Here is a 20,003-nt window from a genome sequence, read left to right as displayed (position 1 = left end):
CACGTCCTCGCCTGAGAGGACGTGCCGACTCGGCATTTCAGCGCAGCAGCTCACCGATGTGCTGGGTGGCGCCGTCGTTCCGGTTCACCGGCGTCATCCAGGAGAACCGGCTCGGCTCGCCGGCCGGGCCGGTCGTGCTCGCCCACGACGACGTCGTGTCGCTGATCCTCAGCAGCCGGTCGCCGGCGAGGTCGTAGACGTAGGTGCCGTCCTCGTCGCCGTACGCCGTCACCGTGACGACCTGGCTGCCCGGGACCAGACCGCCGTCGAGCCCGCTGCCCTGCAACGTCACCACCTGCCGGCCGTCGGTGCTGACGACCTGCACCCGGTCGTCGCGCACGCCGCCCTCGTAGGTGCCGCAGTACTGGCCCATCGCGATCCGGTCGCCGGCCGCGCCGAACGACAGCAGGTTGCACCGCTCGCCGCTGCGCGGGTCGAAGGAGTGCTCGGCACCGGTCGCCAGGTCGCGCACGTGGATCCTCCCGGCGTCGCCGTTGCGCGAGTCGGTCCAGACCATCGCGGATCCGGTGAACGCCACGTCGCCCACCTCCAGGCCCTCGTCCCGGACGTCGGCCGGGTCGGTCAGCGAGACCGACCAGAGGTGGTTCGTCTCGCCCTCGGCGTCGGCGTCCTCGGCCTCGCCGTCAGGACCCACCGGCCAGCCGCCGGGGGGTGGCCCGGGCCGCGTCGCCGGGGTGCGGACGTAGAGCCGGTCGTCGGGCCCGACCAGGACGCTGGGGCTCTCCACCGCGGGGAGCCCGGGCCACGACACGGTGCTCCACCGCCGGTCGTCACGGTCGAACACGAAGGCGACCAGGCGGACCAGGAAGCCGTCCGTGCTCGCCGTGGGGTCCTCCTCGTAGCCGAGGAGCACGAGGCGGTCCTCGCCGAGGGCGACGGGCGTCGTCTGGTTCTGGGTGACGTCAGGCAGCCGCGGCAGCCAGTCCTTGGTTCCCGTGGCCGGATCGAGGAGCGCGAACCGTGGGTAGCGCTGGTCGGCCCGCGGCCCGTCGCGGAACAGGACGAGGCCGTCGTCGGTCATGCCGTCGAGGTACTGGCCGTTGTCGCTGTCCAGGTCGTCGTTGGTGTACGACGCGAGCTCGCGGTAGTCGCGCCCGGCGACCGCCGTGGTGGCGTCGGCGAGCGTCAGCGTCGGGGCGTCCGGCGCGGGAGGCTCGCCGGCGATCTCGGTGCCCCCGCCGCCCCCCTGGAGCACCGCGCCGGCGGCGACGATCCCCGCGGTGGCGAACGCGGCCGCGCCGATCGCGACGTTGCGACGCCGCCGTACCCGTCGGCGCCCGCCACGCACCACCGCGCCGAGGTCGAGCCGGTCGTGCGGGGGATCGGCGACGTTCGCGCGCAGCAGCTCCTGAAGCTCGTTCACCATGGCTGGTTCTCCTCTCCGGCCGCGACGAGCTCGTCGCGGGAGGCCTCGGCGAACATCACCCGCAGCGAGGCGAGGGCACGCGAGGTCTGGCTCTTGACGGTGCCCTCGTGGCAGCCGAGGGTGGCGGCGGTCTCGCGGACGTCGAGGTCCTCGAAGTAGCGCAGCACCACGCAGGCCCGCTGCCGCTCGGGCAACCGGGCGAGGGCGGTCATGAGCGCGGCGCGGTCGGAGACGCCGCGGGCGACGTCCTCGGGCGAGGGCACCTCGGGGGTGACCGCGAACGGCTGCTCGCTGCTCGACCGCCGACGGCTCGCGTCCAGGAAGACGTTGACCACGGTCCTGCGGGCGTAGGCGAGCTCGCGCCCCTGTCGCTGCAGCCGCGGCCACGCCACGTAGACCCGGATCAGCGCCTCCTGCACGTGGTCGGAGGCCCGGTCCCAGTCACCGCAGAGCAGGTACGCCGTGTTGCGCAGGCGTGCCCGGCTCGCCGCGGCGAACTCGGTGAAGGCGGACTCGGCGTCCGCGTCGCGCTTCATGCCCTACCAACGTGGTCACTCGGGGATCGGTTGCCAGCAGACGCCGAGTTTCTCATCGCGGCCGCGGTTCGGGTCGCGGAACGCGGCCGGCGAGCCGTTGCCGGGCGTCGCATCCCAGCGGCGGCCGCCAGTTCGGTGCCGCCGGGACAGCGGCCGTAGAATTCCGTCATGGAGAGCATCCCCGAGAAGTTCGCGACGCTGGGCCTCACCTACGACGACGTGCTGCTGCTGCCGGGGTACTCAGATCTCGCTCCCGACGAGATCGACACCACCGCGCGGCTCACGCGCGAGATCTCGCTGAAGGTGCCGCTGGTCTCGGCCGCGATGGACACGGTGACGGAGTCCCGCATGGCGATCGCGATGGCGCGCCAGGGCGGACTGGGCGTCCTGCACCGCAACCTCTCGATCGAGGACCAGGCCTACCAGGTCGACCTGGTCAAGCGCACGCAGACCGGCATCATCTCCAACCCGGTCACGATCGGCCCGGACGCGACGCTGGAGCAGCTCGACCACCTCGCGGGGGAGTACCGCGTCTCCGGCTTCCCTGTCGTCGACGGCGAGTTCCGCCTCCTCGGCATGATCACCAACCGCGACCTGCGCTTCACCCCGGTCGCGGAGTGGGCGACGACCAAGGTCGACGAGGTCATGACGCCGATGCCGCTCATCACCGGACCCTCCGACATCTCCCGCGAGGACGCCACCGCCCTGCTGCGCAAGCACAAGCGCGAGCGGCTGCCGCTGATCGACTCCTCCGGCAAGCTGACCGGGCTGATCACCGTCAAGGACTTCGTCAAGGGCGAGCAGTTCCCCAACGCGTCGTACGACGCCCACGGCCGGCTGCTCGTCGGCGCGGCGATCGGCTACTTCGGCGACGCGTGGCAGCGCGCCACGACTCTGGTCGAGGCCGGTGTGGACGTGCTCGTCGCCGACACCGCGCACGGCAACGTGCGGCTGCTGCTCGACATGGTCAAGAAGCTCAAGAGCGACCCGGCCACCAAGCACGTCCAGGTCATCGGCGGGAACGTCGCCACCCGCGAGGGTGCCCAGTCGTTCGTGGACGCCGGCGCGGACGCGGTCAAGGTCGGCGTCGGCCCGGGCTCTATCTGCACCACCCGGATCGTCACCGGTGTCGGCGTCCCGCAGGTCACCGCCGTCTACGAGGCCTCGTTGGCGTGCAGGCCGGCGGGTGTCCCGGTCATCGCCGACGGCGGCATGAAGCACTCCGGCGAGATCGGCAAGGCCATCGTCGCCGGCGCCGACACCGTCATGCTCGGCTCGCTGCTCGCCGGCTGCGAGGAGTCGCCGGGCGAGCTGGTCTTCGTCAACGGCAAGCAGTTCAAGGCCTACCGCGGTATGGGCTCGCTCGGCGCGATGTCGAGCCGCGGCAAGAAGTCCTACTCCAAGGACCGCTACTTCCAGGCCGAGGTGACCAGCGACGACAAGATCGTGCCGGAGGGCATCGAGGGCCAGGTCGCCTACCGCGGCCCGCTCGCGGCGGTCGCCCACCAGCTCATCGGCGGGCTGCACCAGACGATGTTCTACACCGGCTCGCGCACGATCGCGGAGCTGCAGGAGGGCGGCCGGTTCGTCCGCATCACGAGCGCCTCGCTCAAGGAGAGCCACCCGCACGGCGTACAGATGACGGTCGAGGCGCCCAACTACAGCGGCTTCTGAGGCGTCGGCTGGCCGAGCCAGCGCGCACCCCAGGCGCTGAGCGCGGTGACCGCCTCCTGGAGCTCCCGGCCCGCCTCGGTCAGGTGGTACGACGTGCGGGTGGCCGCTGCCGTGACGGCGCACGATCCCGGCGCGCTCGAGGGTGCGCAGCCGCTTGGAGAGCAGCGCGGGCGACATCCGCGGCACGCCCCGGCGCAGCTCGTTGAAGTGGGTGCTGCCCAGCAGCAGCTCGCGCACCACGAGCAGCGTCCAGCGCTCGTCGAGCACCTCCATGGCGTTCGCCAGGGGACCGAGCTGCCCGTAGCCACCCATCGGCACCGCCTCTCCGCGCGCCCTCCATTGCACGCCCGCCCGGCCAGGCGGACAAGTACAGATCGGCAACTATCCCCAGCATCGGTGGGCGGCGCACGCTCGACTTCCCGAACCCGAGGAGGACGACGCCGATGACCACCCCACCTGACCTGAAGGCCCGCCACCGCGCCATGTGGGCGCTCGGCGACTACCGCCGCGTCGCCGACGAGCTGGTCCCCGACGTCGGCCGGGCCGTCGCCGACGCCTGCCGGATCCAACCCGGTGAGCGGGTCCTGGACGTCGCGGCCGGCACCGGCAATGCCGCGATCCCGGCGGCGCTCGCCGGCGGCGACGTCACGGCGAGCGACCTGACGCCCGAGTTGCTCGAGATCGGGGAGCGGCGTGCCGCCGAGGCCGGTGTGACGCTCACGTGGGAGACCGCGGACGCGGAGGCGCTGCCCTACGACGAGGCTTCGTTCGACGTCGTCATGTCCGCCATCGGCGTGATGTTCGCGCCGTTCCACCGGGCCGCCGCCGGCGAGCTGCTGCGGGTCACCCGGCCGGGCGGACGCATCGGCCTCGCCAGCTGGACGCCGGCCGGGTTCATCGGCCAGATGTTCGCGACGATGAAGCCGTTCGCCCCGCCGCCGCCCGAGGGTGCCCAGCCGCCGCCGCTGTGGGGCGAGGAGGCCCACGTCCGTGAGCTGTTGGGGGACCGGGTCGACGACCTGACCGCCGTGACGCGGGCGGTCGCCGTCGAGGCGTTCGGCACCGGGGCGCAGTTCCGCGACTACTTCAAGGCCCACTACGGACCGACGATCGTGGCCTACCGCGGGCTCGGCGACGACGCCGAGCGCGCGGCGGCGCTCGACGAGGCGCTGGCCGCCCTCGGCGACCGGTTCCTCGACGACGGCCGGATGGAGTGGGAGTACCTCCTGGTGACCGCGACCCGACACTGAGCGCCGACCGGCCGCGGCACAATCGGACCGGCACGGCATCCCCTAGGCTTGAGCGGTGACTGACATCGAGATCGGCCGCGCCAAGCGGGCGCGTCGCGCCTACTCCTTCGACGACGTGGCCATCGTCCCGAGCCGCCGCACGCGCGACCCCGAGGAGGTCAGCGTGCACTGGCAGATCGACGCCTACCGCTTCGAGCTGCCGATCCTCGCCGCGCCGATGGACTCGGTGATGTCGCCGGCCACGGCCGTCAAGCTCGGCCAGCTCGGCGGCCTCGGTGTGCTCAACCTCGAAGGCATCTGGACCCGGTACGCCGACCCGGAGCCGCTGCTCGAGGAGGTGGCCGCCCTGCGCGGCACCGAGGCGACGCGCCGGCTGCAGGAGATCTACACCGAGCCGGTGAAGGCCGAGCTGATCACCGAGCGGCTGCGCGAGATGCGCGAGGCCGGCGTCACCGTCGCCGGCAGCCTCAGCCCGCAGCGCACCAAGGAGTTCGCCAAGACGGTCGTCGACGCCGGCGTGGACATGTTCGTCATCCGCGGCACGACGGTCAGCGCCGAGCACGTGAGCAGCCAGGCCGAGCCGCTCAACCTCAAGGAGTTCATCTACGAGCTCGACGTCCCGGTCATCGTCGGTGGCTGCGCCACCCACCAGGCAGCGCTGCACCTGATGCGCACCGGCGCGGCCGGCGTACTCGTGGGCTTCGGCGGCGGCGCCGCGCACACCACGCGCACCGTCCTCGGCGTCGCCGTGCCGATGGCCAGCGCGGTCGCCGACGTCGCCGCCGCCCGCCGCGACTACCTCGACGAGTCCGGCGGCCGCTACGTCCACGTCATCGCCGACGGCTCGATCGGCACGTCCGGCGACCTGGCCAAGGCGATCGCCTGCGGCGCGGACGCCGTGATGGTGGGCAGCCCGTTCGCCCGCGCCTCCGACGCGCCGGGCCGCGGCTTCCACTGGGGCGCGGAGGCGCACCACGCCGCGCTGCCGCGGGGCCAGCGGGTGGAGTTCGAGCCGGTCGGCACCTTCGAGGAGATCCTGCTGGGTCCCAGCCACGTCGCCGACGGCACCATGAACCTCGTGGGCGCCCTCAAGCGCAGCATGGCGACGACCGGCTACACCGACGTCAAGGAGTTCCAGCGGGTCGAGGTGGTCCTGGCCTGATGGGCGAGGCGCTGGTCTCGGTCTGGCTGGCCGACCTGGACGGGTCGGTCCGGGAGGCTCGCAACGTCAACCAGCAGCACGCCGCCGGCACGCTCGGCGCCCTGGTCGCGCGGGTCGCCGAGGAGGCAGGTACGACGCCCGCGGCCGTGCTCGAGGCAGCCGGCTGCTCCCCGATGACCGAGCTGGTCGTCGCCGGCGGTGAGCGGGACCTGATCACCGCCCATGACGCCGCCCGGATCCTGGCCGGCATCGCCGAGCGCCGGCTGCTGTCGGCGTCCGCCGGCGACGCGCTGGAGCAGGAGCTGGTCGGCCATCCGGAGCGGGACGGGATCCCGCTGGGCCTGCCCGAGGACGTGCTCGTCGCGAACCACACCGGTCTGGGCGACGGGTTCCGCCACGAGGTGGCGCTGGTGCGTCCCACCGACCGGCCGCCGTTCGTGCTGGCCGTGCTGACCACCGGCCTGGACGAGGACGAGGCGGAGTGGCGCGTCAGCGAGCTGGCGCGGTTCCTGTGGGAGACGGCCTGGTAGCCAGCCTGGTAGCCGACACGGGTGGCGCCGGCGTCACTGCCGGGCGCCGACCACCCGCAGCGCCAGCGCGGCCATGTGCTCGCCGATGTCGGCCGGTGTCCACCGGCCGTCCTCGCGGTACCACCGGGCGATGTCGATGCCGAGCGAGAGCACGGCCGTGGTCGCGATCCCCACGTCGGGCACGTCGAACTCGCCGGTGAGCGCACCCGCCTCGACGACCCGGCGCACCTCGGTCTCGATGCCGATCCGCAGCTCCAGCACCTCCGCGAGGTGCCCGGGGGCGAGCGCGGCGAGCTCGTAGTTCACGATCCGCGCCCAGGTGTGGCCCTCGGCGTGGTGCGCGCCGAACCGGCGCGCGACCTCGGCCAGCTGCTCGGTCGGCGTCGTGCCGGCGGCCACCGCGGCGCGGACCAGGTCGAGCGTGCGCTGGTGGCCGTCGTGGGAGATGAGGTAGAGCAGTTCCTCCTTGGAGCGGTGGTGCACGTAGACCGCCGCCGGGCTCATCCCCGCGGCTGCGGCGATGTCACGCGTGGTGGTCCCGTGGAACCCCTTGGCGGCGAACGCCTGGACGGCCGCCTCCAGCAGCCGGGCGCGCGCGAGGTCGCCGCGCGAAGACTCGGGCGTTCCGCTCATCCGACGCTGCTCCTTCCTCCGCGCACTGCGCGCCCCAGTCTCCATCGGCGGTTGACCCCCCGGTCGTCGTACGGCAGTGTGTCACACGTCGTAAGCAAGCGCTTAGTCAAACGAGCGAGGAGTGGGCGTGGCCGGACGGTTCCAGGGCAAGACCGCGATCGTGACCGGGGCGAGCAGGGGCATCGGCCTCGCCATCGCGCAGCGTCTGGTCGACGACGGTGCCCGGGTGGTGATCACCGCCCGCAAGCCCGACGCCCTCGAGGAGGCCGTCCGCGAGCTCGGCGGGCCTGAGCACGCGACCTTCGTCGCGGGTCACGCCGACGACCCCGACCACCAGGCAGAGACGGTCGCCACGGCTATCGAGACGTTCGGGAGCCTCGACCTGCTGGTCAACAACACCGGCATCAATCCGTACTACGGGCCGCTGATGGACCTCGACGTCTCCGCCGCCCGCAAGATGGTCGACGTCAACTGCCTGGCGCCGATCGCCTGGATCCAGCAGGCGCAGCGCGCGTGGATGGGCGAGCACGGTGGCGCCGTCGTCAACGTCGCCTCGGTCGCCGGCGTGCGACCCGCCCCCGGGATCGCGCTGTACGGCGGCACCAAGGCGATGCTGATCCACCTGACCGAGGAGCTCGCCGTCGAGCTCGGGCCGACGATCCGGGTCAACGCCGTCGCCCCGGCCGTCGTGAAGACGAGGTTCGCCACCGCTCTCTACGAGGGCCGGGAGGAGGAGGTTGCGGCGGCCTACCCGCTCCGGCGGCTCGGCGTCCCCTCCGACATCGGCAGCGTCGTGGCGTTCCTGCTGTCCGAGGACGCGGCCTGGATCACCGGGCAGGCGCTGGTCGTGGACGGCGGCCTGCTGCTGCAGGGCGGCGTCTGAGGATGCCGGACCTGGCAGGCAGCGGCGTCGTCGTCACCGGCGCCGGCCACGGCATCGGCCGTGCGCTCGCCCGCCGGATGGCCGCGGGCGGCGCCCGGGTCGTCGTCAACGACCGCGACACCGCCGCGGCCGAGGCGGTCGCCGCCGAGATCGGTGGGTACGCCGCCGGCGGGGATGCGGCCTCGGAGGCCGGCGTCGCCGACCTGGTCGGGCGCGCCCGCGCGGCACTCGGCGCGATCGACGTCTGGTTCGCCAACGCCGGGGTCGACCGGGGGAAGGGGCTCGACGCCGCCGAGGAGGACTGGGCCGCCTCGCTGGAGGTCAACGTGATGGCCCACGTGCGGGCCTCCCGGCTGCTGGTCCCGGAGTGGCTCGAGCGCGGCGGCGGCCGGTTCGTCGTCACGGCGTCCGCGGCCGGCCTGCTGACGATGTTGGGCAGCCCGACGTACTCCGTCTCCAAGCACGGTGCCGTCGCCTACGCCGAGTGGCTCGCCGCGACCTACCGGCACCGTGGGGTCGTGGTGCAGGCCATCTGCCCGCAGGGCGTCGCCACCCGGATGCTCGAGGAGGCGGGGCCGCTGCAGGAGCTGCTGGGCCGGGACTCGGTGCTGACCCCCGAGCAGGTGGCCGACGCCGCCTGGGACGCCCTCGACGACGACCGCTTCCTGGTGCTGCCGCACCCGGAGGTCGGCGCCTACTACGCCGCGCGGGCTACCGACACCGACCGCTGGCTCGGCGGCATGAACCGGATCCAGCAGGGGCTCGACCAGCAACTCGACCTAGGAGGTCAGCGATGAAGGCATGGCGGGTGGCGGAGCTCGGTGAGCCCGCGGAGGCGATGCGGCTGGTGGAGGTGCCCGACCCCGAGCCGGGTCCGGGCCGGCTCGTCGTACGGGTGCTGGCGGCGCCGGCGAACTTCCCCGACGTGCTGCTGTGCCGCGGGGAGTACCAGCTCAAGCCCGAGCTGCCGTTCACGCCCGGCGTGGAGCTGTGCGGGGAGGTGGTCGCGGTCGGCGAGGGCGTGACCCGGTTCGCGGTCGGTGACCGCGTCATCGGCGCCGGCGTCTTCCCCTACGGCGGGTTCGCCGAGCAGGCGCTGATGGACCAGGCCACCACGTTCCCGGCGCCGGCTGCGCTCGACGACGCCGAGGCGGCCTCGCTCTACATCGGCTACCAGACCGGCTGGTTCGCGCTCCACCGTCGCGCTCGGCTGCAGGCCGGCGAGACGCTGCTGGTCCACGCCGCCGCGGGCGGCGTGGGCAGTGCGGCGGTCCAGCTCGGCAAGGCGGCCGGCGCCACCGTCATCGGTGTCGTCGGCGGCCCGGAGAAGGCCGAGGTCGCCCGTGCGCTCGGCGCGGACGTCGTCGTGGACCGGCATGCCGAGGGTCCGGCCGGCGACTGGGTCGCGGTCGTCAAGGAGCAGACCGGCGGCCGCGGTGCCGACGTGATCTACGACCCGGTCGGCGGCGACACCTACCAGCGGTCCACCAAGTGCGTGGCCTTCGAGGGGCGCATCCTCGTCATCGGGTTCGCCGGCGGTGAGATCCAGTCCGCGGCCCTCAACCACGCCCTCATCAAGAACTACTCGATCCTCGGGCTGCACTGGGGCCTGTACAACCTGGTCGACCCCGGTGCCGTGGCGGAGTGCCACGCCGCCCTGACCGACCTGGCCGACCGCGGCCTGGTCCGGCCACTGGTCAGCGAGCGCATCCCGCTCGCCCAGGCGGCCGCCGGCGTCCAGCGGCTCGGGGAGGGCACCACGGTAGGTCGCGTGGTGGTCGTCCCGTGAGCGAGGGAGTCGAGCGAGGAACGAGCGAGCAGTCCGCGGTCGAGGCGGTCGTCTTCGACTACGGCGGGGTGCTGACGACGCCGGTCCGCGACTCGATCGCGGCCTGGCTGGAGGCGGACGGCATCGACCCGCAGTCCTTCAGCCGGACCCTCAAGGCGTGGCTCTCCCGCGACGCCCCGGCCGGTACGCCGGTGCACCGGCTGGAGACCGGCGAGCTGAGCGCGGCGGAGTTCGGGTCGCTGCTGGCCGCCGAGCTGGTGCGCCACGACGGCGACCCGGTGGTCGCCGACGGCATCGTCGACCGGCTCTTCGCCGGCATGCGCGCGGAGCCGGTCATGTTCGACCTCGTGGCCGACCTGCGCGCGCTCGGCCTGCGCACCGGCCTGCTTTCCAACAGCTGGGGCAACACCTACGCCCGTGGCCGGATCGCCGCCGTCTTCGACGAGGTCGTGATCTCCGGTGAGGTCGGGCTGCGCAAGCCGCAGCCCGAGATCTACCGGCTGGTGCTCGACGCCCTGGGCGTCCGGCCCGAGCAGGCCGTCTTCGTCGACGACGCCGAGCCGAACCTCGTGGGTGCCCGGCAGATCGGGCTGCGAACGCTGCTGCACACCGATCCGGCGGCCACCCGCGCCCACCTCGCCGAGCTGGTGCCCGGCCTGGCCCCCACCACGGAGGGAGAGCGATGAGCGACGTCCCCGGCCTGGACCTGTCGAGGCTGAGCACCTGGTTCGCCGACCACGTGCCCGGGGCGTCCGGGACGCTGAGCGCGCGGCACATCGCCGGCGGCAAGTCGAACCTGACCTACGAGGTCAGCGACGGCGAGCGCTCCTGGATCGTACGGCGGCCGCCGCTCGGCCACGTCCTGGCGACCGCCCACGACATGGCCCGCGAGCATCGCGTGATGACCGCCTTGCGCGACACCGCCGTCCCGGTGCCGACCACCTACGCATTGTGCGAGGACCCCGACGTCGTCGGTGCCGTCTTCTACGTGATGGAGAAGGTCCCCGGCGTGCCGTACCGCAGCCGCGGCGAGCTGGAGGCACTGGGCGCCGACCGCACGCGGGCCGTCTGCGAGCGGCTCGTCGACACCCTCGCAACGCTGCACGAGGTCGACCCAGCCCAGGTCGGACTGGCCGACTTCGGCCGGCCCGACGGCTTCCTGGCCCGCCAGGTCGGGCGTTGGAAGAAGCAGATGGACGCCTCGCACAGCCGGGACCTGCCGGCCGCGGACCAGCTGCACGCCCGCCTCGCCGCCAGCGTCCCACCCCAGGGACCGCCCGGCATCGTCCACGGCGACTTCCGGCTCGACAACGTGCTGGTCGGCACCGGCACCGGCACCGGCGCCGACGGCCGCGACGACGTGGACCGGATCAACGCGGTCGTCGACTGGGAGATGGCCACCCTGGGCGACCCGCTGACCGATCTCGCGCTGATGCTGCTCTACCAGCGGATGACGGAGTTCGGCGGCGGCACCGTCAGCGACGTCAGCAAGGCGCCCGGCTGGCTCGACGAGTCCGAGATCCTGGCGCGCTACGACCGGGCGAGCCACCGCGACCTGAGCCGGTTCGGCTTCTACCTCGGGCTGGCGGCGTACAAGCTCGCCGCGATCCTCGAGGGCATCCACTACCGCCACCTCCACGGCCAGACGGTCGGGGAGGGGTTCGACGCCATCGGCGACGCGATCCATCCGCTGCTCGCAGCGGGCCTCGCGGCGCTGGACGACTGACCGACGTACCTGACACCGGCCTGACACCGACCTGACACCGAGGGACCCGACATGGACTTCGCCTTCGACGCCCGCACCGAGGAGCTCCGCGCCGAGCTCCTCGACTTCATGGACGCCCACGTCCACCCGGCCGAGGCCGTCTTCCACGAGCAGCTCGAGGCCTCCGCGGACCCGTGGGCGTGGGACGCCGTCCCCGTGCTCGCCGAGCTGCGGGCCGAGGCCCGCCGCCGCGGGCTGTGGAACCTGTTCGACCCCGGCGAGCACGGCGCCGGGCTGACCAACCTGCAGTACGCCCCGCTCGCCGAGATCACGGGCCGGGCGATCCAGCTCGCCCCGGCCGCGATCAACTGTGCCGCGCCCGACACCGGCAACATGGAGGTGCTCGCGCAGTTCGGCACCGAGGAGCAGCAGCAGCGGTGGCTCGCGCCACTGCTGGACGGCACGATCCGGTCGGCCTTCGCGATGACCGAGCCCGACGTGGCCTCCTCCGATGCCACCAACATCGAGCTCAGCATCGTGCGCGACGGCGACGAGTACGTCCTCAACGGGCGCAAGCACTGGATCACCGGCGCGATGAACCCCAACTGCCGGATCTTCGTCGTCATGGGCAAGACCGACCCCTCCGCCGAGCGGCACCGCCAGCAGTCGATGGTGCTCGTGCCCCGTGACACCCCCGGCCTGGAGGTCAAGCGCGGGATGCACGTCTTCGGCTACGACGACCGCGACCACGGCGGGCACGCGGAGCTGCGCTTCACCGACGTACGGGTGCCGGTCACGAACCTGATCGGGGAGGAGGGCGGCGGCTTCGGCATCGCCCAGGCCCGTCTCGGCCCCGGCAGGATCCACCACTGCATGCGCTCCATCGGGGTCGCCGAGCGCGCCATCGAGCTGATGTGCGAGCGCGCCGCCGGCCGGGTCGCGTTCGGCAGGCCGATCGCCGACCAGGGTGTCGTGCGCGACTGGATCGCCGAGTCCCGCGTGCGGGTGGAGCAGCTGCGGCTGCTGGTGCTCAAGACCGCCTGGCTGATGGACACCGTGGGCAACCGTGGCGCCCACACCGAGATCCAGGCGATCAAGATCGCCACGCCCACCACAGTCCAGTGGATCCTCGACAAGGCGATCCAGGTCCACGGCGCCAGCGGCCTGTCCCAGGACTTCCCACTCGCCGCGGCGTACGCCGGCATCCGCACGCTCCGCTTCGCCGACGGTCCCGACGAGGTCCACAAGAACGCCCTCGCCAAGGCCGAGCTGCGCCGGCAGGCGAACCGCGCCTGACGGATTCGCGCTCAGCGACGGCTGGGAACGAAGACCGGCATCTGGGGCAGCACGTCCGCGGCAGCGTCGACGATCTGCTGGGCGGCCGGCAGGTCCCTGCGAACGTCGTCAACCGAGAGTGCTCCCTCGGAGGCTTGGTAGTCCCCGGCGCCGCGAGTGCGCTTCAGGCGTCATAGGGACGCAGGATGGGGCCGGCCGGTGGGACCAGCTGCGCCTCCGCCGCCTGGATGACCGCCTCGTGTCCGCCCTTCTGGGTGGGCCGCAGCCCCTGCTGTCGTAGGAGAGCAGTGAGTGCCTTGCGAGCTGCGGCGTACAGCGCGTCGTAGGCGATCTCGGGATCGGCCTCCATGTTCCGCGCGGCGGTCTCCAGATGTGTGCGTGCGCGATCGACGAGGTAGGTGGCCTCGTCCGGGTTCGCCTCGACGCGCTCGAGGTGACCCTGGTCGAGCAGGTCCTCGATGGTGGCTGCGCCCTTGTGCCAGCTCACTGCGTTCTCCCGACTTCGTGGAGACGCGAGGCGTCGCTGGAGTGGACCTAGGAGCGCCGCACGTCGGTGTTCGTGTCACCCTCGGTGGAGGGAGCGGGCACCAGTTGTACCAGCGGCCGACGACGGAGCTGGTTCAGGAAGGGCTCCCCGGCCTCCAGCCAGCGCGCACGGCTGACCACGGTCGGGTTGACCGGGCGCTGTAGGCGCCTCTGGGCTCGGTCGGCGCAGTCGCACACGTCATCACGGTCGACCTCACCGACGACGAGCACGTCGATGTCGTTGGGCTGCGGACCGTCCTCACCGCGGTATCTGGCCGCCCACGAGCCGAAGATGTAGAGACCTTCGAGGCCGGCGAGCTCGCCGAACTCCTCATCGATAACCTGGCGCGGACCGAAGGTCAGCAGCACCAGGTCGCGCAGCGGCCGGTAGGCGAGGTTGTCGGCGTTGACGCGCAGGACGCGGGTGCGGCCGACCTGGGTGGCCTGTACCAGGTCGGCTCGGATGAGCCGCTCGACCTCGCGGTGCACCGTGGCGAATGGTGCGCCGAGGTCACGCGCGAGATCGGAGATGCTCGTCTGCTCGGGAGCCAGCAGCAGCCGTGCGAGCAACTCGCCCTGGAGTTGGCTCCGGAAGATCGCCATCAATGGGGGCGCGGCAGACTTACTCATCAAACTGATGATATTATCCGGTTAACGAATAGACAAGAGAGTCCCGGGGTCGGCCTCAAGAGTTCCCGGGACACGTGTCCCGCCAAAAAGTGACCAATGGGTAGCAACCGAGACCGCCGTCACATACCCTCGGTACATGAGCGCTTCGAACCCCGAGAACCGTCCGCTCGTCGAGGGTCCCCGTGACCCCGAGCACGACCCGGCGGCGTCGTACGCCCTGGAGCCGGAGTACGTCGCCTCGCTGACGAACCGGATCCTGGCGACGTCGGGGGAGACCAAGGAGGTCCTCTCGCCGCTCGACGGTGCTCCGCTGGCGCACATCCCGCAGTCCAGCGAGGCCGACATCGTCGAGGCGTTCGCGCGGGCACGCGTGGCGCAAGAGAAGTGGGCGCGCACCCCGATCGAGCGTCGCAACGCGCTGCTGCTGCGCCTCCACGACATGGTGCTCGACCGTCAGGCCGAGATCCTCGACCTGATCGTGCTGGAGTCCGGCAAGGCCCGCAAGCACGCCTTCGACGAGCCGCTCCACATCGCGCTCACGGCCCGCTACTACGCCCGCACCGCCGCCGAGCACCTCGGCACCGAGCGGAAGATCGGCGTCATCCCCGTCCTCACCCGGGTCGAGGTCAACCACGTGCCGAAGGGCGTCGTCGGCATCATCTCGCCGTGGAACTACCCCTTCACGATGGCGCTGTGCGACGGCCTGGCCGCCATCGCGGCCGGCAACGCGGTGGTCGCCAAGCCCGACGCCCAGACGATGCTGACCGCGCTCCTCGGCGCCGAGCTGCTCGAGCAGGCCGGCTTCCCGAAGGACCTGTGGCAGGTCGTCGCCGGTCCCGGCTCGCGGGTCGGCACCAGCATGATCCAGAAGGCCGACTACATCTGCTTCACCGGCTCGACCGCCACCGGCAAGCTGGTCGCTCAAGGCTGCGCCGAGCGGCTGATCGGCTGCTCGCTGGAGCTGGGCGGCAAGAACCCCATGATCGTCCTGGCCGACGCCGACATCGAGCGGGCCGCCGAGGGCGCCGTGCGCGCCGCCTTCTCCAACGGCGGACAGCTGTGCGTCTCGATCGAGCGAATGTACGTCGCCGACGCGATCTACGACCGGTTCGTGGAGCGCTTCGTCGCGCGCACCCAGGCGATGACGCTCGGCGCGACGCTGGACTGGGGCAACGACATGGGCCCGCTCATCAGCGAGGACCAGGTCACGACCGCCAAGGCCCACGTCGAGGACGCCGTCGCCAAGGGCGCCCGCGTGCTGGCCGGCGGCCGGGCCCGGCCCGACCTGGCGCCGCACTTCTTCGAGCCGACGATCCTCGAGGGCGTGACGCCGGACATGACGGTGTTCGCCAACGAGACCTTCGGCCCGGTCGTCTCGATCTACCGCTTCTCCGACGACGCCGACGCCGTGGCCCGTGCCAACCAGGGCGACTACGGCCTCAACGCCGCGATCTACAGCCGCGATGGCAACCGCGCCCGGGCCCTGGCCCGCCAGGTCAAGGCCGGCACCGTCAACATCAACGAGGCCTTCGGCGCGACCTTCGCCAGCATCGACGCCCCGATGGGCGGCATGCGCTCCTCCGGCATGGGCCGCCGCCAGGGTCGCGAGGGCATCCTGCGCTACACCGAGACCCAGTCCGTGGCCACCCAGCGGCTGATGCCGCTCGCGCCGGTCCTCGGCATGTCCGACCAGACGTACGCCAAGGTCATGACCCTGAGCCTGCGCGCGCTGAACAAGCTCGGCCGGGCATGAGCCAGCACTACGACGTCCTGGTCGTCGGGTCGGGCTTCGGCGGCTCCGTCAGCGCGCTGCGGCTGACCGAGAAGGGCTACCGGGTCGGTGTGCTCGAGGCGGGCGCGCGGCTCACCGACGAGGAGTTCGCGGCCACGTCGTTCGACCTGAAGAAGTTCCTCTTCAACCCGGCCCTGGGGTGCTACGGCATCCAGCGCATCGACATGATCAAGGACTGCCTCATCCTCGCCGGCGCCGGCGTGGGCGGCGGCTCCCTGGTCTACGCGAACACGCTCTACGAGCCGCTCGACCCGTTCTACCAGGACCCCTCGTGGGCCCACATCACCGACTGGAAGAGCGAGCTCGCGCCGTACTACGACCAGGCCAAGCGGATGCTCGGCGTGGTGACCTCGCCCTTCATGACCCCGTCGGACGACGTGATGAAGAAGGTGGCCGAGCAGATGGGGCGTGGCGACACCTACCACGCCGCGCCGGTGGGCGTCTTCTACGGGCAGCCCGGCCAGCCGGCCGGCACCGAGGTCCCCGACCCGTTCTTCGGCGGAGAGGGCCCGGCCCGCAACACCTGCACCAACTGCGGTGAGTGCATGACCGGGTGCCGCCACAACGCGAAGAACACCCTGGTCAAGAACTACCTCTACCTCGCCGAGAAGAACGGCGCCGAGGTCCACCCGCTCACCACGGTGACCCGGGTCGTCCCGCGCCCCGGCGGGGGCTACGAGGTCCACGCTCGCTGGACGAAGGCGAAGCTGTCCCGGTTCGGTCGTCGGCCGGCGACCAAGGTCTTCACCGCCGACCACGTCATCTTCTCCGCTGCCGCCCTCGGCACCCAGAAGCTGCTGCACCGGCTCAAGGCCACCGGCGACCTGCCGGCGATCTCCGACCGGCTCGGCGAGCTGACCCGGACCAACTCCGAGTCGATCCTCGGCGCGATCGCCCCGGACCGCACCGTCGACTACAGCCGCGGCGTGGCCATCACGTCGTCGTGGCACCCCGACGAGCACACCCACATCGAGCCGGTGCGCTATGGCCGGGGCAGCAACGCGATGTCGCTGCTGCAGACCGTGCTCACCGACGGCGACGCCGACGACAAGCGCTGGAAGACCTGGCTCAAGGAGCTGTGGCGCCAGAAGAGCAACATCCGCGACCTCTACGACCTCCGGCACTGGTCGGAGCGCACCGTCATCGCGCTGGTGATGCAGTCGCTGGACAACTCCATCACGGTGTTCCCCAAGCGGACGCCGTTCGGCTGGCGGCTCAGCTCCAAGCAGGGCCACGGCGAGCCCAACCCCACCTGGATCCCGGCGGCCAACGACGCCGTGCGCACGATGGCCGAGGTCATGGGCGGCGCGACCCCGGGCGGCACCATCGGGGAGCCGTTCAACCGGCCGCTGACCGCGCACTTCATCGGTGGCTGCACGATCGGCGACTCACCGCAGACCGGCGTGATCGACGCCTACCAGCGGCTCTACAACTACCCGGGCCTGCACGTCGTCGACGGCTCGGCGGTCTCGGCCAACCTGGGCGTCAACCCGTCGCTGACGATCACGGCGCAGGCCGAGCGCGCGATGGCGTTCTGGCCGAACAAGGGCGAGCCGGACCGGCGGCCCGAGCTGGGGTCGGCGTACGTCCGCCTGGAGCCGGTCCAGCCGGCTCGTCCGGCGGTGCCGCCGACCGCTCCGGCGGCGTTGCGGCTGCCCATCGTCGGCACCAGCTCATAGTTCTGGAAATAGTTCTGGAAATAGTTGTGGGTCCCGCGTAACCCGCCTCGGAGGGCCTCGTTGATCAGGGCGGACCCGGGACTTGCTCCCTCCCTTAGATTTCCGGGTCTTTGCCCTGCGCACGCGGCAGGACGATCAGGGCCCGGCCACCCTCCCTCCCCGGCCGGGCCCTGAGTCGTTCCTGGGTAGGATCCGCCTCATGACGCAGTCCGAGCACGACCTGGTCCTCGTCGTCGACTTCGGCGCCCAGTACGCCCAGCTCATCGCGCGGCGGGTGCGCGAGGCGCGGGTCTACTCCGAGATCGTCCCGCACTCGATGCCGGTCGCGGAGATGCTCGCCCGTCAGCCGAAGGCGATCATCCTGAGCGGTGGCCCCTCCAGCGTGTACGCCGAGGGCGCGCCCGGCATCGACGGCTCGCTGTTCACGGCGGGGACGCCGGTGTTCGGCATGTGCTACGGCTTCCAGCTGATGGCCGAGCGGCTCGGCGGCACGGTGTCGGCGACCGGTGCGCGGGAGTACGGCCGCACGCCCGTCTCCGTCGGCCACGCCGGGACCCTGCTCGGCGGCATCCCCAGCAGCCACAACGTCTGGATGTCCCACGGTGACTCCGTGACCGCGGCACCCGAGGGCTTCGAGGTGCTCGCCTCGACGGCGGTCACCCCGGTCGCCGCGTTCGAGAACGTCGACAAGGGCCTCGCCGGCGTGCAGTGGCACCCGGAGGTGCTCCACTCCGAGCACGGCCAGCGGGTCCTGGAGCACTTCCTCTGGGACATCGCCGGCTGCCGCCAGACCTGGACCATCGGCAACATCGCCGAGGAGCAGATCGAGCGGATCCGCGAGCAGATCGGCGAGACCGGCCGCGCGATCTGCGGCCTGTCCGGCGGTGTCGACTCGGCGGTGGCCGCCGCCATCGTGCAGAAGGCGATCGGCGACCGGCTCACCTGCGTGTACGTCGACCACGGGCTGATGCGCAAGGGCGAGACCGAGCAGATCGAGCGCGACTTCGTGGCCTCGACCGGCGCCAACCTCGTCGTCGTCGACGCCGAGAAGCAGTTCCTCGACGCGCTGGCCGGCGTCAGCGACCCCGAGACCAAGCGCAAGATCATCGGCCGGGAGTTCATCCGCACCTTCGAGGCCGCCGAGCTCGACATCGTCAAGGACGCCCCCGAGGGCACGTCCGTGGGCTTCCTGGTGCAGGGCACGCTCTACCCCGACGTCGTGGAGTCGGGCGGCGGCGCGGGCACCTCCAACATCAAGTCGCACCACAACGTCGGCGGTCTGCCCGAGGACCTCGAGTTCGAGCTCGTCGAGCCGCTGCGCACGCTGTTCAAGGACGAGGTGCGCCTGGTCGGCGAGCAGCTCGGCCTGCCGCCCGAGATCGTCTGGCGCCATCCGTTCCCTGGCCCCGGCCTCGGCATCCGCATCGTCGGCGAGGTGACCCGCGAGCGGCTCGACATCCTGCGCGAGGCCGACGCGATCGCCCGCGAAGAGCTCACCCGCGCCGGTCTGGATCGCGACATCTGGCAGTTCCCGGTCGTCCTGCTGGCCGACGTACGCTCCGTGGGCGTGCAGGGCGACGGCCGGACCTACGGCCACCCGATCGTGCTGCGGCCGGTGACCTCCGAGGACGCCATGACGGCGGACTGGGCGCGGCTTCCCTACGACGTGCTGGAGACGATCTCCACCCGCATCACCAACGAGGTCGCCGAGGTCAACCGGGTCACCGTCGACATCACCTCCAAGCCGCCGGGCACCATCGAGTGGGAGTGACTCCCGCCGGGCCGCCGGCCGGCACCTGACATCGTCAACGTCGCGGCAGCGTGTCGCGGTGAGTGGGGTCAGGTGCCCGGGGCGGAGGGGTCCGTGTGGTGGGCCAGCTGGTCGGCCATCTGGTCGGCCACCTGAGCGTCACGCGGCAGTCCGGTGGCGCGCAGTCCGGCGACCACCCCGGCCCGGTCCTCGGCCGTGCGGTTCTGGCTGAGCTTCGCCTTGCCGGTGACCGCCTCGACCGTGATCTCGACGCCCACGATCGCGCGCAGCTGCTGCGCCACGAACGGCTCGGGGGCGTCGGCCACCGCCCACGGCGCCTCCCGGCCCGCCTCCATGGCGTCGGTCAGCCGCTCGACCTGGGCGCGCATCCACTCGGCGTCCTCGTGCACGGTCGCCCTACCCCGGAGCTGGACGGCGCTGTAGTTCCAGGTCGGTACGACGCGGCCGTGCTCCGCTTTGGAGGGGTAGTAGCCCGGCGACACGTACGCCTCCGGCCCGGTGACCACGACCAGGGCGGGCGTCCCGGGCTCGAGGGAGTGCCAGTGCGGGTTCGCGCGCGCCATATGCATACGGACGACGTCGCCCTCCCACACCAGCGGGAGCCGGGTCGCGAGCGGATATCCGTCGGGGCCCGGCGTGACCAGCTCGCCGGCACCGACCGTCGCGACCAGGGCGCGGAGCTCGGTGTCGTCGGTCAGGGCGTTGGGGCGAGGCACGTACACGGTCCCATTCTCCCCGACGTGAGCGGTTCTCCGCGCCTG

General features: G+C 72.0%; 19 protein-coding genes and 2 pseudogenes. 13 read left to right on the top strand and 8 right to left on the bottom strand.

Features of this window, described 5'->3' with window-relative positions; genetic code table 11:
- Positions 1-37: 37 nt before the first annotated feature.
- Positions 38-1,387 (bottom strand): hypothetical protein, encoded by a 1,350-nt coding sequence (locus VGE38_RS16385; RefSeq protein ID WP_331143627.1) that lies wholly within the window; start codon positions 1,385-1,387, stop codon positions 38-40.
- Positions 1,381-1,923: a SigE family RNA polymerase sigma factor gene (locus VGE38_RS16380; RefSeq protein ID WP_331143626.1), complete on the bottom strand. Its 543-nt coding sequence runs from the start codon at positions 1,921-1,923 to the stop codon at positions 1,381-1,383. Before VGE38_RS16380 ends, VGE38_RS16385 begins: the two co-directional genes overlap by 7 nt.
- A gap of 168 nt (positions 1,924-2,091) precedes the next feature.
- Here VGE38_RS16380 and guaB point away from each other — a divergent pair, with 168 nt between their 5' ends.
- The gene (gene guaB, locus VGE38_RS16375) at positions 2,092-3,597 is read left to right on the top strand and encodes an IMP dehydrogenase (protein WP_331143625.1); all 1,506 of its coding nucleotides are present in this window, start codon (positions 2,092-2,094) and stop codon (positions 3,595-3,597) included.
- Here guaB and VGE38_RS17555 read toward each other — a convergent pair.
- Together VGE38_RS17555 and VGE38_RS17550 are read right to left on the bottom strand one after the other, a co-directional pair.
- Positions 3,582-3,689, bottom strand: a pseudogene (locus VGE38_RS17555) (HxlR-like winged helix-turn-helix transcriptional regulator); the annotation flags it as partial. The gene guaB and the pseudogene VGE38_RS17555 overlap by 16 nt on opposite strands.
- A 31-nt stretch (positions 3,690-3,720) precedes the next feature.
- A pseudogene (locus tag VGE38_RS17550) lies at positions 3,721-3,870 on the bottom strand (winged helix-turn-helix transcriptional regulator); the annotation flags it as partial.
- A 170-nt stretch (positions 3,871-4,040) separates the two neighbouring features.
- Here VGE38_RS17550 and VGE38_RS16370 point away from each other — a divergent pair.
- From VGE38_RS16370 to VGE38_RS16360, 3 genes are read left to right on the top strand one after another with little or no spacing between them, the layout of a single operon-like run.
- Positions 4,041-4,847, top strand: a complete 807-nt coding sequence (locus VGE38_RS16370; protein ID WP_331143624.1) for a class I SAM-dependent methyltransferase — start codon at positions 4,041-4,043, stop codon at positions 4,845-4,847.
- 55 nt (positions 4,848-4,902) lie between these two features.
- A complete protein-coding gene (locus VGE38_RS16365; protein WP_331143623.1) occupies positions 4,903-6,009 on the top strand; it encodes a GuaB3 family IMP dehydrogenase-related protein in 1,107 nt (368 codons plus the stop codon).
- On the top strand, positions 6,009-6,539 hold the full coding sequence (locus VGE38_RS16360) for a serine hydrolase (RefSeq protein ID WP_331143622.1): 531 nt from the start codon (positions 6,009-6,011) through the stop codon (positions 6,537-6,539). Before VGE38_RS16365 ends, VGE38_RS16360 begins: the two co-directional genes overlap by 1 nt.
- A gap of 33 nt (positions 6,540-6,572) precedes the next feature.
- Here VGE38_RS16360 and VGE38_RS16355 read toward each other — a convergent pair whose 3' ends face one another.
- The gene (locus VGE38_RS16355) at positions 6,573-7,172 is read right to left on the bottom strand and encodes a TetR/AcrR family transcriptional regulator (RefSeq protein ID WP_331143621.1); all 600 of its coding nucleotides are present in this window, start codon (positions 7,170-7,172) and stop codon (positions 6,573-6,575) included.
- A gap of 127 nt (positions 7,173-7,299) precedes the next feature.
- Here VGE38_RS16355 and VGE38_RS16350 point away from each other — a divergent pair, with 127 nt between their 5' ends.
- Genes VGE38_RS16350 through VGE38_RS16325 form a run of 6 tightly spaced genes read left to right on the top strand, consistent with a single transcriptional unit; the run spans position 7,300 to position 12,845 of the window.
- Positions 7,300-8,055, top strand: coding sequence for an SDR family oxidoreductase (locus tag VGE38_RS16350; protein WP_331143620.1), 756 nt, complete (start codon positions 7,300-7,302; stop codon positions 8,053-8,055).
- A 2-nt stretch (positions 8,056-8,057) separates the two neighbouring features.
- A complete protein-coding gene (locus VGE38_RS16345) occupies positions 8,058-8,852 on the top strand; it encodes an SDR family NAD(P)-dependent oxidoreductase (RefSeq protein ID WP_331143619.1) in 795 nt (264 codons plus the stop codon).
- Complete coding sequence (locus VGE38_RS16340) at positions 8,849-9,844, top strand: NADPH:quinone oxidoreductase family protein (protein ID WP_331143618.1); 996 nt, start codon at positions 8,849-8,851, stop codon at positions 9,842-9,844. Before VGE38_RS16345 ends, VGE38_RS16340 begins: the two co-directional genes overlap by 4 nt.
- Positions 9,841-10,530, top strand: coding sequence for an HAD family hydrolase (locus VGE38_RS16335; protein WP_331143617.1), 690 nt, complete (start codon positions 9,841-9,843; stop codon positions 10,528-10,530). The genes VGE38_RS16340 and VGE38_RS16335 overlap by 4 nt, the downstream gene beginning before the upstream one ends.
- Positions 10,527-11,570: a phosphotransferase family protein gene (locus VGE38_RS16330; protein ID WP_331143616.1), complete on the top strand. Its 1,044-nt coding sequence runs from the start codon at positions 10,527-10,529 to the stop codon at positions 11,568-11,570. The genes VGE38_RS16335 and VGE38_RS16330 overlap by 4 nt, the downstream gene beginning before the upstream one ends.
- Before the next feature lie 51 nt (positions 11,571-11,621).
- The gene (locus VGE38_RS16325) at positions 11,622-12,845 is read left to right on the top strand and encodes an acyl-CoA dehydrogenase family protein (protein ID WP_331143615.1); all 1,224 of its coding nucleotides are present in this window, start codon (positions 11,622-11,624) and stop codon (positions 12,843-12,845) included.
- Positions 12,846-13,008: 163 nt separating this feature from the next.
- Here VGE38_RS16325 and VGE38_RS16320 read toward each other — a convergent pair whose 3' ends face one another.
- Positions 13,009-13,332, bottom strand: coding sequence for a hypothetical protein (locus VGE38_RS16320; protein ID WP_331143614.1), 324 nt, complete (start codon positions 13,330-13,332; stop codon positions 13,009-13,011).
- A gap of 47 nt (positions 13,333-13,379) precedes the next feature.
- The gene (locus VGE38_RS16315; protein WP_331143613.1) at positions 13,380-14,000 is read right to left on the bottom strand and encodes an HVO_A0114 family putative DNA-binding protein; all 621 of its coding nucleotides are present in this window, start codon (positions 13,998-14,000) and stop codon (positions 13,380-13,382) included.
- 136 nt (positions 14,001-14,136) lie between these two features.
- Here VGE38_RS16315 and VGE38_RS16310 point away from each other — a divergent pair, with 136 nt between their 5' ends.
- From VGE38_RS16310 to guaA, 3 genes are all read left to right on the top strand, one after another.
- On the top strand, positions 14,137-15,753 hold the full coding sequence (locus tag VGE38_RS16310) for a succinic semialdehyde dehydrogenase (protein ID WP_331143612.1): 1,617 nt from the start codon (positions 14,137-14,139) through the stop codon (positions 15,751-15,753).
- Positions 15,750-17,471 (top strand): GMC oxidoreductase, encoded by a 1,722-nt coding sequence (locus tag VGE38_RS16305; protein WP_331143611.1) that lies wholly within the window; start codon positions 15,750-15,752, stop codon positions 17,469-17,471. Before VGE38_RS16310 ends, VGE38_RS16305 begins: the two co-directional genes overlap by 4 nt.
- A gap of 199 nt (positions 17,472-17,670) precedes the next feature.
- On the top strand, positions 17,671-19,242 hold the full coding sequence (gene guaA, locus VGE38_RS16300) for a glutamine-hydrolyzing GMP synthase (protein ID WP_331143610.1): 1,572 nt from the start codon (positions 17,671-17,673) through the stop codon (positions 19,240-19,242).
- A 68-nt stretch (positions 19,243-19,310) separates the two neighbouring features.
- On the opposite strand, the gene VGE38_RS16295 is transcribed toward guaA, so the two are convergent.
- The gene (locus VGE38_RS16295; protein ID WP_331143609.1) at positions 19,311-19,964 is read right to left on the bottom strand and encodes an FMN-binding negative transcriptional regulator; all 654 of its coding nucleotides are present in this window, start codon (positions 19,962-19,964) and stop codon (positions 19,311-19,313) included.
- Between the last annotated feature and the right edge of the window lie 39 nt (positions 19,965-20,003).

This window comes from Nocardioides sp. (assembly GCF_036405735.1).
Classification (GTDB): Bacteria; Actinomycetota; Actinomycetes; order Propionibacteriales; family Nocardioidaceae; genus Nocardioides.
Note: the sequence above shows the minus strand (reverse complement) of the source record. Positions and strands in the feature narration are given on the sequence as shown.